Raw genomic sequence first — 17,005 nt, 5'->3', positions numbered from 1 at the left:
CGTATGAACGATTTTTTAAAACAATGGGGCGAAGCTGCCTATACTACAACAGGATTCTTCTGGATGGCACTTTGGGCTTTTATCTTAGGGTATATCATCAGTAGTATGATACAAATTTTCGTGACCGAAAAGCGAATGCAAAAAGCCATGGGTGAAAATGAAGGCAAAAGCGTGCTTCTGGGAACTTTTTTTGGTTTTATAAGCAGTTCATGCAGTTTTGCGGCATTGGCAAGTGCGAAATCAATTTTTAAAAAAGGAGCTAGTTTTGTGGCTTCCATTGCCTTTTTGCTGGCTTCGACTAATTTGGTCATTGAATTGGGCATAATTATATCAATCTTTTTAGGCTGGCAATTTGTAGTTGGGGAATATGTAGGTGGGATATTGTTAATATTGATTTGCTGGATTCTAATTCGTGTAATCAATCCTAAAAGACTTATCGAAAAGGCTAAAAAGAATTTAGAAAGTCAAGATGACGAAGAAGAAACAGACGCTTCTAAAGATTGGAAAAAGCAAATTAAAAAAGAGGATAGCTGGGCCAAAGTAGCCAAAAAGTATAAAATGGAATGGCAAATGGTATGGAAAGATGTTACCGTAGGATTTACCATTGCTGGTCTTGTTGCAGCTTTTGTTCCAGATTCCTTTTTTCAAACACTTTTTATAAATAGCGGGCAAGGGAATACAGATTTTACTTTTCTTGAAATTTTGGAACATGTTGTGGTAGGTCCCGTTGCAGCCTTCCTAACCTTTATAGGTTCAATGGGCAATATTCCATTGGCCGCCCTGCTCTTTGGAAAAGGCGTAAGTTTTGCAGGTGTTATGGCGTTTATTTTTAGTGATTTGGTGGTATTTCCAGTGTTGCGCATCAATGCCAAATACTACGGATGGAAGATGTCCCTTTTCATTCTCTTTCTGCTATTTACAGCGTTAGTAGGCACTTCTTTAAGCCTGCATTATGGATTTGATTTACTGGGGATACTTCCAGACCCTTCGCAAGTTAAAATTCAGGATAGCAAATATTTTAAAATTGACTATACTTTTTTCTTGAACATCACTTTTCTTATTATTTCCGGTTATCTTATTTATCTAGGTTTTTATAAAAAAAAGGATGTTCAACACTCCATGAGTGAAATGGCTCCTAAAAGTCCTTTACTAGAAAAGGTTTTGAAATATCTCGCCTTCGTTTGCTATATATGGCTTTTTGGAGGATTAATTATAAAGTTTTTTATTCAATAGCGGTATGAAAATCAAACTTAAAAATATGGTCTGCGACCGCTGTAAAACCGTCCTGAAACAAGAATTGGAAAACGCCGGAATCGGTATCGTCTCAGTTGAATTGGGTGAATTGGTAGTTCTGGATGATATTTCGGTCAGTAAAAGTGTCATTCAGGAAATAGCGAACCAAAATGGATTTGAAATCATTGATAATCCTACTTCTGAATTAGTCGAAAACTTAAAATCCCTTTTGATTGGTGCAGTTGAAAACTTAAAGGGTTTTGAGGAAAACACATCTTCATTTCTCTCACATCGATTAAAAACGGATTATTCGATTATTAGCAAAACTTTCAGTGCTACTACGGGAATAACCGTTGAAAAATATCTTATCCGTTTGAAAATCGAAAAAGCCAAGGAACTCTTGCAGATGGAAACAATGACCTTTTCGGAAATAGCCTACGCATTGGATTATAGTGCAGGTAGCCACTTGGCCAAACAGTTTAAAAGTGTTACGGGAATATCGATGACCGAGTATCGAAAATTGCAAAAATGGAATAGAAAAACGTTGGACAGAATTGTATAAGCTTTAACCAGAATCGTTAAAGCTATTGAGCGGTATACTGCATACTTTGTGCTGTTTAACCTTTTAAAGATTTTAAAAATGAAACACACATATCAAATTGAGGGAATGACCTGTAAAGGTTGCTTGAGAAACGTGAAATCGGCTCTCAGCGATATTCCCGGCGTTACCGATGTCGATATTGACTTGGATGCGTCCGTAGCGACTATTCAAATGGAAAATCATATTCCTATTGAAAAACTGGAAGAAGCCGTTCAGAAAAAGAAAAGTAAATATCACGTTCACCCCATTAAACCCGACGGTGCAAGAACACGCACTTTCGATATAAACGGAATGACTTGTAACGGCTGTAAAGCGCACGTAGAAAAAACGCTTTCCAAAGTCGATGGTGTTAAAAATGTAACCGTGGACTTGGAAAAGGCTGAAGCCAAAATTGATATGACATCTGAAATAGCGATAGAGCAGTTCCAGGATGTCTTAAAAAATGATGGTGGCACTTACGCCATATACAAATCGGGTCAGCGCCCTGACCCTTCGGAAGAAACAATAGAGCAAAAACCCAAAGGCAAAGGAACAGGAACCTTCTACTGCCCAATGCATTGCGAAGGTGATAAAACCTATGATAAGCCAGGCGATTGCCCTGTCTGCGGAATGGATTTGGTCGAGGAACAGAATTTGTCAGCTACAACTTCTGAACAATGGACGTGCCCAATGCACCCAGAAATTGTCAAAGATGGACCCGGAGCTTGTCCTATTTGCGGAATGGATTTAGTGCCGATGGAACCTGATTTATCTGCCGAAGAAAAAACATATAATAAGCTGATTAAGAAATTTTGGATAGCAGTAGCCTTTACGCTTCCTATTTTTCTAATCGCTATGAGTGAGATGATTCCCAACAATCCGCTATACGATGTAATGGAACAGAAATGGTGGAACTGGATTCAATTTGGGCTTTCCATTCCAGTAGTGTTTTATGCCACTTGGATGTTCTTTGAACGTGCTTATCGAAGTATTAAAACCTGGAAACTCAATATGTTCACACTAATCGGTATAGGTGCAGGCGTGGCTTGGCTCTTTAGTGTTTTTGGGATGTTGTTTCCAGACTTTTTTCCTGAACAATTTAAAACAGAATCTGGTGCGGTTCACGTGTATTTTGAAGCCGCTACTGTTATTCTAACGTTGGTATTGATGGGTCAGGTTTTGGAAGCGCGTGCGCATAGCAAAACCAATTCAGCAGTTAAGGAACTATTGAAACTCGCACCCAATAAAGCCATTAAGATAATTGATGGAAATGAGGAAGAAGTTTCCATTGACCAAATTGAAAAAGGAGATATATTACGTGTGAAGCCAGGAGATAAAATTCCTGTGGATGGCAAAATTACCGAAGGCGAAACTACCGTGGATGAATCAATGATTTCGGGAGAACCGATTCCAGTTAATAAATCTGTAGATGACAAAGTAAGTAGCGGTACCATTAATGGGAATCAATCGTTCTTGATGGAAGCCGAAAAAGTAGGTAGCGAAACCTTACTTTCCCAAATCATACATATGGTCAACGATGCCAGCCGCAGTCGTGCCCCTATTCAGAAATTGGCAGATACGGTTTCAGGCTATTTTGTGCCTGTAGTGGTAATCATTGCGGTCATCACTTTCATTGTTTGGGCAATATGGGGTCCAGAGCCAGCTTATGTATTTGCCCTTGTAAATGCCATTGCCGTATTGATTATTGCCTGTCCGTGTGCCTTGGGATTGGCGACGCCGATGTCCGTTATGGTAGGTGTTGGTAAAGGCGCACAAAATGGTGTGTTGATTAAAAATGCCGAAGCCTTAGAGAAAATGGACAAAGTGGACACACTTATCGTTGATAAAACAGGAACCATTACCGAAGGCAAACCGACGGTTGAGAAAATTGGATCGTTTGATGAATCTCGCTTTCGCGAAAGCGAAATTCTACATCTTATCGCATCCCTAAACAGTTCCAGCGAGCATCCTCTTGCCGAAGCTACCGTGAAATACGGAAAGGAGCGGAAAACTGAAATATCAAAAACCGAAAACTTTAGCGCAGTAACTGGTAAAGGCGTAGAAGGAACAGTTGATGGCAAGAAGCTCGATTTAGGAAATGCCAAAATGATGGAGTATGCAAATGCCAAAATATCATCTGAAATGGAAACAGAAGCACAATCCTTTCAGAAACAAGGGAAGACCGTTTCTTATTTGTCCATTGATGGCGAAGTTTCAGGCTATGTGGTTATTGGCGACAAAATAAAAGAATCGAGTGCCAAGGCAATCAAAGAGTTACAGGATAAAGGCATCGAAGTAATAATGCTCACAGGAGATAATCACGACACCGCTCAGGCAGTGGCGAGCAAACTCAATCTCGCCAACTTCAAAGCGGGAATGTTACCTGAAAACAAACTAGACGAGGTTAAAAAACTACAGGAACAGGGTAAAGTGGTCGCTATGGCAGGTGATGGTATCAACGATGCACCTGCTCTGGCAAAAAGTGATGTGGGTATCGCAATGGGTACTGGAACCGATGTCGCTATTGAAAGTGCGATGATTACGCTTGTAAAAGGAGATTTGCACGGTATCGTAAAAGCAAGAAACCTTAGCCACAAAGTTATGCGTAACATCAAACAGAATCTGTTTTTTGCTATGATATACAACACGCTGGGTGTGCCGATTGCGGCAGGTGTATTATTCCCATTTTTCGGAATTCTATTATCGCCTATGATTGCGGCACTGGCAATGAGCTTTAGTTCAGTTTCTGTAATTGCAAACGCACTTAGACTCAGAACAAAATCAATTGATTAACAACTAAAAAACCAAAAATTATGAATTCAAAAGAAAACAATCACGATGAAATGAAAAAAGGTAATTACACAAAGTTTGTAGGAATGCTCGCAGCATCCTTCGTAGCAATGTACATAACAATGTACTTGAATACATATGCTATTGACCACGTATATTTCAGTCTGACAAGATTTTATATGAGTTGCTTAGGCATCGCAGCAATGGCCATCATAATGTTTGTCGCAATGCGTGGGATGTATCAAAATAAAAAGAAGAATATCGCCATTGTTTTGGGAAGTATTGTTCTATTTGTAGGTGCGTTGGGACTGGTACGTGACCAAAAATCAACTGTGGGCGATGTGCTTTGGATGAAAGCAATGATTCCCCATCATTCAATAGCAATTTTAACAAGCGAGCGTGCGGATATCAAAGACCCAGAGGTGAAGAAACTGGCAGAAGAAATCATTAAGGCACAGCGCAAGGAAATTGCCGAAATGAAAGTAATGATTGAACGATTACAGAACAAAAAATAACAACCTATGAATAAATATATAATATACATCGCCATTGCGGTCCTTGTGGGACTGTTTGGTGGTTGGCTTATTTTTGGCGGTACTTCCGAAGAAATAAAATCTGTTGAGAATACTTCCGAAGCGATTACAAATCACGACCATGATGCAGCCGGGAAAAATCAAATGTGGACATGCTCGATGCATCCGCAGATTATGCAGCCCGAGCCGGGAGATTGCCCAATTTGTGGGATGGATTTAATTCCAGCGGAATCGGGTGCTGATGGATTGGCTCCCAACGAAATTAAAATGTCCAAGAACGCTGTGGCATTGGCCAATATTGAAACGATTATTGTTGGTAGCCATTCCAAGAATGGTGAAAATACGATTTCTCTTTCTGGAAAAATCAAACCAAATGAAAATGAGACTTTTACACAGTCTGCCCATTTCAATGGTAGAATTGAGAAACTATACGTGAAAACTTTGGGAGAGACCTTGCGAAAAGGGCAAGCAATTGCGGTTGTATATTCGCCGGAATTGGTAGCTGCCCAACAAGAGCTTATTACGGCTGCCAAATTGAAAGAATCCCAACCACAGCTTTTTGAAGCTGTTAAAAATAAATTTAAAATTTGGAGGATCCCTTCCGATGAGGTGAACCAGGTAATAAAATCGGGAACGGTTAAAACAAGCCTTACAATTTATTCCCATATTGATGGTGTCGTAACTGCTTTAAACGTGTCTGAAGGTGGACACATAACAGATGAAATGGCAATTTTACAAACAGCAAACCTTGCTTCAGTTTGGGCAGAATTTGATGCTTACGAAAGCCAAATTTCAGAATTTAGTAAAGGTCAAAAGGTAAAGGTTATCAGCACCGCCTACCCCGATAAGGAATTTGATGCCAATATTTCGTTTGTCGATCCTGTTCTTAATACTCAAACCCGAACGGTAACTGTACGGGCGATTCTTAATAATAACAACGGGTTATTGAAACCTGGAATGTTTGTTACCGGTAGAATTGAGGCGAAAGATGTCAATAAAAGTTCACACCTTATTATTCCAGCTAGTTCGGTTATGTGGACAGGGGAGCGCTCTTTGGTGTATGTAAAGACGAATCCCAAAGAACCAGTTTTTGAAATGCGGGAAGTAGTTTTGGGTAATCGGTATCAAGATGGGTATATTATTTTATCGGGAATAAACAATGGTGAAGAAATCGTAACCAATGGTACTTTTACCGTAGATGCGGCAGCGCAATTGCAGGGTAAAAAATCAATGATGAACCAATCTAAGAATGTATCTCCTATTTCTGAAACGAAAGTAGAACTTTCCGCAGCGGCAGGGAAGAAATTCAGAAAAAGTGTAAAACCTTATTTACAGATGAAAGATGCTTTTGTAAGTGAAAAAATTGAAGATATTCACACTTTCGCACAGCTTACCTTGGAGCAAATCAATGCGATTCCCAAATCTGAAATGGAAAGATTGCAAAGTCTCCATTTAATGGAAATTAAAAAAGCGCTTACTACCATTTTGGGAACTACTGATATTGAAAATCAACGGGAACAATTTGTTGTTTTAAACCAAAACATGGTTCCTTTGATAAAGAATCTCGATAATGTGAACCAGAAATTGTATATTCAAAAATGCCCGATGGCCCATAACAACCATGGTGCAGTTTGGATAAGTAGCACAAAAGAAATTTTAAATCCGTATTATGGCGAGGCAATGCTTAACTGCGGTTCAACTATTGACAGTGTTCATTAAATTACAGATATCTTTTATTACTGGCAATAGCATCAAATAAAATATTTAGATTTGAAATTGAATTGGAGAAGATTTTCATAAAGAAAATAATTGTACACCAAGAATGGACTGTTTCAAAAATTATAACAATAACTCACATGCTTCATCCAAAACCGAACTATCTAGCTCCTTTAAATATGCTTGCGTTATCGCTACATTTTGATGCCCCATTGATTCGCTTATTATGTCCGTTGCAATACCTTTCTGCTTTAAGCAATTGGCAAAACTGTGTCTGGCGACATAACTGCTGATAGACTTATCTATTTTGCATACTTTTGCGATTTCTTTCAGGTTTTTATTGTATTTTTTAAGGGTTTTGGATTTTCGGTTTTCTATCTGGCTTGGGGACATTTTATCCTTTAAAAGTATAGGGAAAACATATTTGGTCGTACTTACCGTACTGTAATAATTCAATATAGTTTTAACTGGAGGAAGTATTTTTATAATAAAATTCCCCTTGGTCTTGGATCTAGTATAAAATATCCTATCCTCTGAAACGTCCTTCTTTTCTAGCTTCATCATATCAGCAAAATTCATACCCCTGGTGTAAAAACTAAATACGAAGTAATTTTTGCTATCAGTTAAATGTGGGTATTCGGAAACATCAAGATTGATAATTCTTTGTATTTCCTCAATATTCAATGCCCTTTTTATTCCCTTACCTTTTAATTTAGATACTTTATAAGCATCAAAAGGATAAAGCTCCCTTTTAACGATATTCCTTTCAATAGCCATATTATATAATGCCCTAATTGCTCGCATACGAACACCAATCCCTCCATCGGTGCCACCTCTTGCTCTTAAGAATACTTCGTACTTATTTAAAAATGTATGGGTGATATCTTGAAAATTAAGGGATTTTGTTCGATAAAACTTTTTGACGGAATTGTAAGAGTCCCTATTAGCCCTTGCATTGCCAGTTCTACCGGCATCAATCATTTCATGGATAATTTCATCCCAAAAATTGAAAACATTTTGCTTAATGGGATTAGCCTCTATTCTAAAATGCTTTTCGAAATCTTCCAAAGAAAAATTATCTTTTTCAATATCTAATTCTGAATATATTTTTAACGCCCTATCTTTGAATTTAAGCAAAAGCCGATTGCTTTGGATGTAATTGGGGTAGCTTTTATTAAATGCTCCTGCCTGTTCGTCCCAATGCTTGGGAAGGGCATTATAGATAGTTTTAAAATATTTTGTTTTTCTATCTTTGATAACACGTAAGCAAACCGGATATGTTCCATCTGAGAGCTGCTTTTTACGCAATATAACCTTTATACTCGCCATAGCTTTTATAATAATGGGTACAACATAGGTACAACAAATTAAAAGATAAAGTTACTTTTTTTGAAATTATATGCAAAAGTATATTTTATAAAAAACTGAAAATCAATATATAAGAAAATTTATGAAAGCAGAAGAATGAAAAATTTTCTTTCTGTTAATCAGAGGGTCCTTGGTTCGAGCCCAAGAGGGGGAGCAAAAAAAGCCGCACGGAAGTGTGGCTTTTTTTATGCGCAAACTTCTGGTGTGAGAAGCCTATCCCAATAGTAGCAAAACGGAGCATCGGCAAGCCAACAAGCCTAACAACAAAAAACCATGCAAAATAATATTAGTTATAGATAGTTTTGGAAGGTAGTCCATATTTCAAAACTCAGCTTATACACAGTATAGATATTCAACCTATCCGAATAATTACCAGTCAGTTTTGTAAAACTGACTGGCAATTCAAACATTTATCTAATAAAAAAGTGAGTTAAAAAGCAACACTCACTTTCCCTCTTAAATAAAAAGGAGTTCCGGGTGTAAAATGAATTTCTTCTACCGGTGCAGGTTCATCAAACAAACGGCTTTCGGTAGCGAATTGGGTTTCGTTCCATTCCGTATCAAATAAATTTTCAATAACAATACCGTATGTCCAATTTTTCCACGAATAATTTATATTGAAATCCGTAACGAAATATCCCTCAGCAACAATGGAATTGTCTTCGTTTGCAGGACGGTCGTCAACATATCTATAGGTTAAACTTCCAGAAAAGTTCCCTAAATTATCTACTAGTAAACCACCAACCGAAGTAAAATCGGGCGCCAATGGTATATAATCTGCTCCATTAGGCTCACCTACGCTTCGCCCCTTACTAAAATTGGCATCCGCATAAATATATAACCAAGGCAATGCTTGGTAGCGAGCTCCAACATCAACCCCCAGTCTTCTTGTTTCTCCACTAGGCTCTACAATACCGGCATCTCCAACGTAAACAAACTCTTGGTCTAAATACAACCACCACAAGGCAGCATTTAAGGCAAGCTTGCTAAAAGGCTTATAAATGGCTCCAAAATCGGCCCCATAAGCGGTTGGTAAAATATCTTCTCCTTCGTTAGCAACTACTACCCGTGCATCGTTGGAGTGGAAACCGAGACCCGTTTTTAAAAATACCTGCCAATTGGAATTGAAGGAGTAAACCGTGTTAAGCTTCGGACTAAGAGCCACTTTGCTTTCACTGTTGTTATCGTAGGTTTCTGTTAACTTGTTGTAATAATCAAATTTAAGATAATCGAGTCTTAGCGCAGGATTAATCAACCATTTGCCCATTTTAAATTCCGTATTTACAAACCCATAGGTATTTACCTCATCTACATCGCCATAAGCAAGCCTTTCCAGTATCTCTTTTCTGTTGAGCGTATGGGAAAGTTGTACATCGTCTACATTGTCGTAACGAAATCCTACCCCGGCTTGGTAATCAAAATCAATACCTTCGGTTAAAGAAATGTTTGCTTTTTCATAAACACTTTCCGCACCAACAATCAACCTACTTTCTTCTTGCTGAATTTGATCTCCGTTTACAGGATCGTCTAGATAAAACGTAAAATTAGAAAACAGTTCAAAATTGTACTGAGAGATGTAAGCTTTTGTTTTTACAGTTTGGTTGTCATCCAATAATTTTATGTGGTTCACCAGTAAATTCGTTCTGCTGGTTTGCCCGCCTTCCGTATCATCTATAGCACCAAATCTTCCAATGATGCCTTGATCGACTGCTCTTTGGGGTATTTGCCCCGAAGCATCCCATTTACTTTGAAAATGGGACAAGGTAACCAAAAGGTCTTCGTTGTTGGCCAATTTATAATTGTAACGCCCCATTACATTTATTCGGTTAAAATCTTGGGGCGAATCAAAAGGACCATCGGTTAGGTACAATTCTGAAGCCACATAAGCATTGCTTTTTTCAGTATCCAAAACTTTTAGCATACCTACAAATCGGCTTGTGTTGAACTGCCCAACTTCCATGGAAATTAAACTTTTATCAATAGATTTTCGCAAGTGTAAATCTACATACCCTGCTGTGGTAAAGTCTCCATGATCGGCATAATAAGGTCCTTTCCCAAAGTTGATGTCTTCCAAAGTTTCTGGAATTACGAAATGCAAATCAGAATACCCTTGTCCGTGCGCATGCGACACCATGTTAACCGGTAGTCCATCTACATTTATTGCTACATCGGTACCGTGGTCAATATCAAAACCACGCAAAAATATTTGCTCTGCTTTTCCGCCTCCGGCATGTTGCCCAATAATCAACCCCGGTACTTTTCTTAAAATTTCTTGTGATGATTTCACGGGATTGGTTTGTATATCAACGTCTACAAATCGGCTCAGTGAGTTTACTTCAGACACCAACACAATTTGATCCAAAGAAATATTTGTAGGTCTTAGCACCATATTTTTTTCACTTGAAAAATCTTCTTGTGCAATTACCAAATATTGCGAACCATATCCTAAGCTGGAAAATAGAACGGAATCGCCGACGGAAGTTCTATCTAATGAATAATCGCCCACCACGTTGGTATGTGAATGGCTGCCGGAAGTTTTGTTGAATACCCCCACATCCGGCAACGGTTCTCCCTTTTCATTAATTACTTTTCCTCGTATGGTTTGGGCATAAGATATACTCGTAGCAAGCAATAAACATGCTGCCATTATTTTTTTCATAATTATTAATTTAAAATTAGACATGGCTTACCCATGACGTACATTGAATACATTGCAATTTACACCCTCCTGAATGAGGCTGTAGTTCATTTAAAAAAATAGCTTATGAAAATTGGGGAGGTGGAACGATTATGGGAATAGTTATAGAAAAATAATTGAAAGTTATTATCCGTTTGTTTTCCTTTTGAAAAAGTGAGCTTTTATGGGAAATCCTATAAATACTTGAATGAAAATGTTTATCCAGTTGATAATAGGTTAAAACACCTTCTTTTTTATTCCCATCTTCTTCTGAAGAAAAAATAGACGCCAACAAAGCTAGGGTATCGTGCCTATGAGTATGCTCAGCAACATGTGAATGTTGATGCTGATGATGAATGCTATTTGGCAGTTGAAAGTTATGGGTATGCATTTTTATATGATGATGGTGCGCATTAAAAATACTTTCAATTTCGTGGGATAAGTAATGAACTACCGTAAACACCTGATTCTTCAATGGCATAAAAAGATAAGCAAGCACCACCATGCCTATAAAAGCCCGTAGGATAAAACTTTTTATATATACAAATGCGGTTTCTATAACGACGGTTTAATTATTTGTAATGCACACAGAAGGTTTTCTTTATTTTCAAGGGATTAAAAAAGTAAAATACGCTCTATTACCCAAAAGGCTGCAAGTGTACCAATAGCATACGCGGGTGCTTTTTTTAACCATATCGGCCATTTTTTATAGCGCTGCAGCAACCAAATAACTGCAAGCGTTGTTACTACAAATAAAATTTGCCCTACTTCTACACCTATATTAAAAAAGGCCAACGCCAACGGAATTTCGGTTTGCGGCAATCCAACATCTGCCAAAGCTCCGGCAAAACCAAACCCGTGCAAAAGTCCGAATGTAAAAGCAACTAACCAAGGCTTTTTGCTTGTTAACGTTTCTTTTCCTTGAATATTCTTAATAATCTCAACCGCCAAAAAAACAATACTCAATGCAATAACTGCTTCTACAGGTGGTCCCGGTAAATTGGCAACCCCCAACACGGCCATACTTAGCGTAATACTATGTGCAAGGGTAAAAGCAGTAATAGTTCTTACTATTTTACCAAACCCTTTGGTTATAATAATCAATGCGAGAACAAATAAAAGATGATCTATCCCAAAAAGAATGTGTTCAACACCTAAAATAGTGTAGGTTTTTACTACTTCCCATTTTTCCGTTTTCCCAGGTAGTGTTACTTGTGGATTTTCGGGTTTTACTATAAGTGTCACCTTTTCTCCGTTCAGGTACTTAACTGTTACCAGTACATCTACCAATGTTTTGTTTAAATTATGAATGCTAATTTGCTCTCCTGCTAACGGTCGGTCAGCCTCTAATTCAAAATTAAATATCTTAGCATCGCCTGTTATCCTATAACGCTCGGTTTCTTTCAATGTAAAGCCTTCTGGAAAAACTGGCCGCAAACTTATCACCAAATCCCCCCGTCTAGGGACTTTCCATAGTAATTGATAGCTATTTTCTTCTGTTTGCGTTATTTGAAGGTATGCAGGACGTATTTCATGGCTCCAACCCTTTACACTAAAAAACATTAAAAAGATAACGAAAAATAAAAGTTTGGATAATTTCATTTTTGTAATTTTAAATTAGCGTACAATTTGTTTTTTTCAGATTGATTCAAATCATCCAATTCAATAATCACTTCATAATTCTTTTTCAATTCGTTATATACAGCATCTCTTGTGGCTATTTCTGTTGCATACTCATAATCCCTTACTACTTTATTTTTCACCTCGGCAAGTTCTGGAATGTGGGTGTTGGTTTTGTTGGAGATAAATACCAAATGGATGCCAAAACCTGAACTTATAGGGCCGGTCCATTGACTGAGTGGCAATGTATCTAAGCTGCTATAAAATTTTGCGCCCAATTCTTTTAATATCATGGAGCCACTTGCATCTTTATATGATAGAGAAAGCGTGGTTTGATCTCCTTCCCTAATTAAAGATTCATATTGCGCAACATCCACAGAGGCCAAAAGTTTTGATGCATCTTCTTTTGGATTAATATGATTTTGGTTTGACAAAAGAATGTGTGAAAATGAATAGGCTGTTGGAACCCGATAATCCTCTTTATTCTCTTCAAAGTAGGCTTGCAATTTAGTTTCAGTAATAGGCTCCACCATTTTGGTTAAATCGCTACTTATAAACTCCATTTTTTGCGACAAACGACGTTTCACCACCTCATCGTTATGGTCTAAATTCATGCGAAGGGCTTCTCGATACAACACTTCTTGACGAATGTATATCTCCACTAACGCCCTTAACTCCTCGGGTGTTGCAGGGCGATCCCATTGAATTTCATATAGGGCATTTATGTGTTTCAATCTATCATCATCTATTACAATTTTTCGGTCGTTATCTTCTGAAGTATTCACTAAACTGTAGACTACAAATATAAGTGCTCCAAGCACTACAAAATGCAGGAGCGGTTCTTTTATCCATCGCGTCATATATTCTTTTTTCTAGAGGTTAAATAAAATAGTAACAATAGGCTCGTATTAATAAATATAAGCCTGTTTTTGTATGTTAAATTAGTTCTAATTAGGACTGTACCAAACTGGGCTTGTCCATGCCCTTTCCTGTATAATTGGCGGAACCGTTTTGCTTACCGGTAAATTATTTTTAACAGCAAGTTGGGTACTCCATCTTGGTGTTGGTATTTCCAGTACTCTTGCATAGTAAGTGGTGTAAGCATCTGGATTGAAGTCCGTGTCTTCCCAATAGCCGATTAATTCTGTAGAACCAATGGTGTTGGTATAGGTAGCTGTTTTCATATCAACTGTATTGCCCACCGCAGGTACTTTTCCTTTTTCATCACGTTTTCGGTCTCCACTCCAAACCACGTCAAACACCTTTTCTGATGATTTACCATTTTTGGTGGTCACTTTAATTATTTGAATGCGGTCAAGGTTTCCAGAGTTTGGGTCTTTTAACGCCTGCACCAAGAATTTAGGATTGCCAGATGCTAAAGGCAAATCTCCGCCCATGGGCACACCCTTAGCGTACGCCTGTTTTATCCAATTGTTTTGCTTTAATAAATCTGCAGTATAATCCCAGCCTGCAAACAGGCGTACTTTCATTCTTACGCCAGAAGTTCCAAAGCATTCTTTTCTTTTTAATGCCTCAAAAATGCTCTCTCTGGTATTACTTTCTGCCCAAACACCGGTAAGTCCGGCCGCAGCTAACTTCACAGGAGGCTCTCCTATGGTACCTGTAGCTTCTGTAAAAAGCTTTTCCGGGTTTCTTTGATCATCGGTGAGCCCATGAGAACCTGGATAACCATCTTCATCTGTAGTAGATAATGCCGAATGATAATCCGTACCGCCCTCTAAACCATATTTAAATGGATTCACCCCAAGTTTTTCCTGTAATTCCTGACCTACTCCGTATGCCTGACGAACGTAACTGCCGGTTTGATATTTTGCGGTCGTCTGTGAACCTAGTAGGGTTTCATAAATTTCGTAATCGGCAAATTCATCGTTAGGTGATAATTCAGGATGCGTTTCGCTTTGCCCTTTCCCCTGAGCTATTTCAGTAAGCGGCTCGTTGGCCATTCTTCGTATAGCATATTCCTTTGTAAGTGGCTCACCACTTAGCGTTTTTGTATCGAACATCAATCCGTTACTTATGTTTCCATTATGCGGAATCGCAATGACATCATCTCCAGTTGCACGAGCCTTCTCCAGGTACGTCCATAAATCTTCAGGATCTGGAGAATCAAAAGAAGAGTATGTTTGTTCAGGTACATCGGCTCCTTTAAAAATTACACAGCGGTGTATGTTTTGCTGTGCCTTATTGGCTGTTCCCGGAGCGGATGTCCATTCAAACCCTACCAAAGAAGTGAATTTCCCTGGATCATTATAACGTTCCGCTGTTTCAATTACATGCTTCCAGCTATTACTTAACACCTCTGGTTTTTCAAAGTCGGGAACACGTGTATTGGAAGCTACAGCACCGGATAAGAATGCAAAAGCCTTATTGCGTTCATCGGGGTCTGAGCTAGTAAGTAATTTACCAAGATCTGTTTTTGAAATCTCACTACCCGGTTTACGCACTTCTACCATAATACCTAAATACTCGGCATGATCTGTTACAGCCAAAAAATCGAGCGGTGCATGGCGCTTAACCTTTTGCCCCAGATACTCTACCTCTTCTCCTAAGGCGTATTTATAGGAAGCTTCCGGTCCTAAAGTAGCGCCAAATACATTGGCATCGACCGACAGGGCTGTATGTAAGTGCAAATCTCCAAAAAAGCAGTTCTTATCTGGGTTTTCTTTTATTTTGGAAGATTTGGAATCTGCCTTTTCAACCATATTGACAGTGTCTGAAGTTTCCTTTTTCGTTTCTTGATTGCAACTTACCACTGCAAAAAATGTAAGCAGTGCAAGTATGGTGTGTGTTGGTTTCATAGTTGTTTTTGTTTTTACTGATGTTTCTACTGAAATTGAGTAGTTGCAATATTTATTATTCTTTTAGTTACCTATTTTGATTGTAAAAACCATTTAGTTTAAATCCCTATATTGTTTTTTAAGCTGGTTACGTTTAGTATTTTTCAATGGTAGGAGGAATCCAAGTTCCTTCAGTTACGCCCTCTTTCCCCCAATAGGCCCTGATGTATAACGAAAAGTGTTCGGCTGGAGCCGGCAACCAGTTGCTTTTCTTGTCTTCACCTGGAGATTCAGAACCGATATAGATGGTCAATGAACCATCTTCGTTTCTTTCAAGACCTTTACTTTTTGTCCCAACAGAATAGCGATTCAACTCGTTACTAGAAAATAGATGATTTTTATTATATAAAGTCAAAGACCAAAACCCTTCAACAGGTGGTTCTTCCCCTTTTTTGAAAGTTACGGTGTAGTTGTTGTTGCCATCCAGTTGCTCACCACCAGAGGTTTTATCCGTGTAGTAATATTGCGTTTCATTGGGCCTGTTATCAAACATATTTGATTTTGCAGTAGCAGTTCTATCGTAGTAGTTGTAATCTCCGGACCCATCCCAATCTGCACTGTAGTAGGAGCGGTTCCAACCATTGCCTGCATCAACCCCATTGTTTTTCCACAGGAAGAAACTTCCAATGACATCTTTTTCTGTTTTCACTGCCGTTTCCACCAATGCCCTTTTAATGGTAGGATCATTCTTCGCTGCTGCTAACAACTCTTTTAATTGTTCATACAAAGCTTCCTCGCCATCCAGAGGAGGCAAAATTTCCAATACCTTGCCTAATTGGTTGGCATCAAAGAACTTTTCCGGAACCACCCATTTGGTTTCTTTTCCATCGGAGGCAGGACCTTGAATAGATGGAATGTTTTTCCAAACAATGGTCTTCATTGTGCCGTCAAATTCTGGAAGCGGGTATGCCACAATTTGATTGATTGTGGGTTGAAGTGCTGCGTTGTCTGCTTCGGTATCGTTTTGAAATACACGTGGAATAATGTTGGCCAAGGTTGTTGGGCTTTTGATTACGCCATTGATGCCTTCTGGTGTTTCGCCACTCCAATTAGGTCCGACTAGCAAATAAAACCCCGTTTCGGTCTGGTATGGCGTTCCTAGCTCTCCTACTTGGTTGGTGCGCTGATCGTAGATAGCATACACCCAAAAGCGGTCTCCAAAATCTGGCACTTGTAGAACCACCGGCTGAGTGTTTAAATCAAAAAAACCTAAACCATACACCACATCTTGATTGGGACAGGTAACAAAGGTTTCTTCTGGTAAAATATAATCATTTAGCATAGCCAATTGGCCTTGTGGCGAAACAGGCAATACATTGTTTAGATAACTCGGCTCGGGCGCTTGTGTTATTTGTGTTCTTCTATTGAGCATATTGACCATTGGCCAGCCCCATACGTAGGCAAACTTCCCCAGTTCCCGGGCATACTCTGGTGTGACTTTTTCAGGTTTTGCTGGCAGTACTACCTTGAAGGGATCATTAGCATCATTGCTTTCAATGGAAAATTGCTTTTCTGTTGCCTCAGAGGTAGCCTTGTCTTCCTTACTTTCTTTTGAGCTGTTCTTGCAGGAAAAAGTTGTTACCACCACTATGGACAACAACAATCCTACTCTTAAAAATTTAGTATCCAT

General features: G+C 38.7%; 12 protein-coding genes. 5 read left to right on the top strand and 7 right to left on the bottom strand.

Features of this window, described 5'->3' with window-relative positions:
- Positions 1 to 3 precede the first annotated feature (3 nt).
- The 5 genes from NDQ75_RS05895 (at position 4) to NDQ75_RS05875 (ending at position 6,855) form a co-directional block, all read left to right on the top strand.
- Entirely contained in the window at positions 4 to 1,233 is a 1,230-nt protein-coding gene (locus tag NDQ75_RS05895; RefSeq protein ID WP_202028465.1) for a permease, read from the top strand.
- A 4-nt stretch (positions 1,234 to 1,237) separates the two neighbouring features.
- Complete coding sequence (locus NDQ75_RS05890) at positions 1,238 to 1,795, top strand: helix-turn-helix domain-containing protein (RefSeq protein ID WP_202028464.1); 558 nt, start codon at positions 1,238 to 1,240, stop codon at positions 1,793 to 1,795.
- A 78-nt stretch (positions 1,796 to 1,873) separates the two neighbouring features.
- Entirely contained in the window at positions 1,874 to 4,606 is a 2,733-nt protein-coding gene (locus tag NDQ75_RS05885; protein WP_202028463.1) for a heavy metal translocating P-type ATPase, read from the top strand.
- Positions 4,607 to 4,626: 20 nt separating this feature from the next.
- A complete protein-coding gene (locus NDQ75_RS05880; RefSeq protein ID WP_202028462.1) occupies positions 4,627 to 5,118 on the top strand; it encodes a DUF305 domain-containing protein in 492 nt (163 codons plus the stop codon).
- A 6-nt stretch (positions 5,119 to 5,124) separates the two neighbouring features.
- On the top strand, positions 5,125 to 6,855 hold the full coding sequence (locus tag NDQ75_RS05875; RefSeq protein ID WP_202028461.1) for an efflux RND transporter periplasmic adaptor subunit: 1,731 nt from the start codon (positions 5,125 to 5,127) through the stop codon (positions 6,853 to 6,855).
- 120 nt (positions 6,856 to 6,975) lie between these two features.
- Here the strand turns inward: NDQ75_RS05875 and NDQ75_RS05870 are convergent, their stop codons facing one another.
- From NDQ75_RS05870 to NDQ75_RS05840, 7 genes are all read right to left on the bottom strand, one after another.
- Positions 6,976 to 8,181: a site-specific integrase gene (locus tag NDQ75_RS05870; RefSeq protein ID WP_202028460.1), complete on the bottom strand. Its 1,206-nt coding sequence runs from the start codon at positions 8,179 to 8,181 to the stop codon at positions 6,976 to 6,978.
- A gap of 469 nt (positions 8,182 to 8,650) precedes the next feature.
- A complete protein-coding gene (locus NDQ75_RS05865) occupies positions 8,651 to 10,879 on the bottom strand; it encodes a TonB-dependent receptor (RefSeq protein WP_202028459.1) in 2,229 nt (742 codons plus the stop codon).
- A gap of 103 nt (positions 10,880 to 10,982) precedes the next feature.
- Positions 10,983 to 11,378, bottom strand: coding sequence for a hypothetical protein (locus tag NDQ75_RS05860; protein WP_202028458.1), 396 nt, complete (start codon positions 11,376 to 11,378; stop codon positions 10,983 to 10,985).
- A gap of 134 nt (positions 11,379 to 11,512) precedes the next feature.
- Positions 11,513 to 12,499: a HupE/UreJ family protein gene (locus NDQ75_RS05855; protein WP_202028457.1), complete on the bottom strand. Its 987-nt coding sequence runs from the start codon at positions 12,497 to 12,499 to the stop codon at positions 11,513 to 11,515.
- A complete protein-coding gene (locus tag NDQ75_RS05850) occupies positions 12,496 to 13,377 on the bottom strand; it encodes a peptidyl-prolyl cis-trans isomerase (protein ID WP_202028456.1) in 882 nt (293 codons plus the stop codon). Before NDQ75_RS05850 ends, NDQ75_RS05855 begins: the two co-directional genes overlap by 4 nt.
- A gap of 87 nt (positions 13,378 to 13,464) precedes the next feature.
- Entirely contained in the window at positions 13,465 to 15,336 is a 1,872-nt protein-coding gene (locus NDQ75_RS05845) for a DUF3604 domain-containing protein (RefSeq protein ID WP_202028455.1), read from the bottom strand.
- Between the two features lie 133 nt (positions 15,337 to 15,469).
- Complete coding sequence (locus NDQ75_RS05840; RefSeq protein ID WP_202028454.1) at positions 15,470 to 17,005, bottom strand: DUF1254 domain-containing protein; 1,536 nt, start codon at positions 17,003 to 17,005, stop codon at positions 15,470 to 15,472.

Source organism: Galbibacter mesophilus, from assembly GCF_023721415.1.
GTDB lineage: Bacteria > Bacteroidota > Bacteroidia > Flavobacteriales > Flavobacteriaceae > Galbibacter > Galbibacter mesophilus.
The sequence above is the reverse complement of the archived record's forward strand: the minus strand, read 5'-3'. Positions and strand labels throughout refer to the sequence as shown.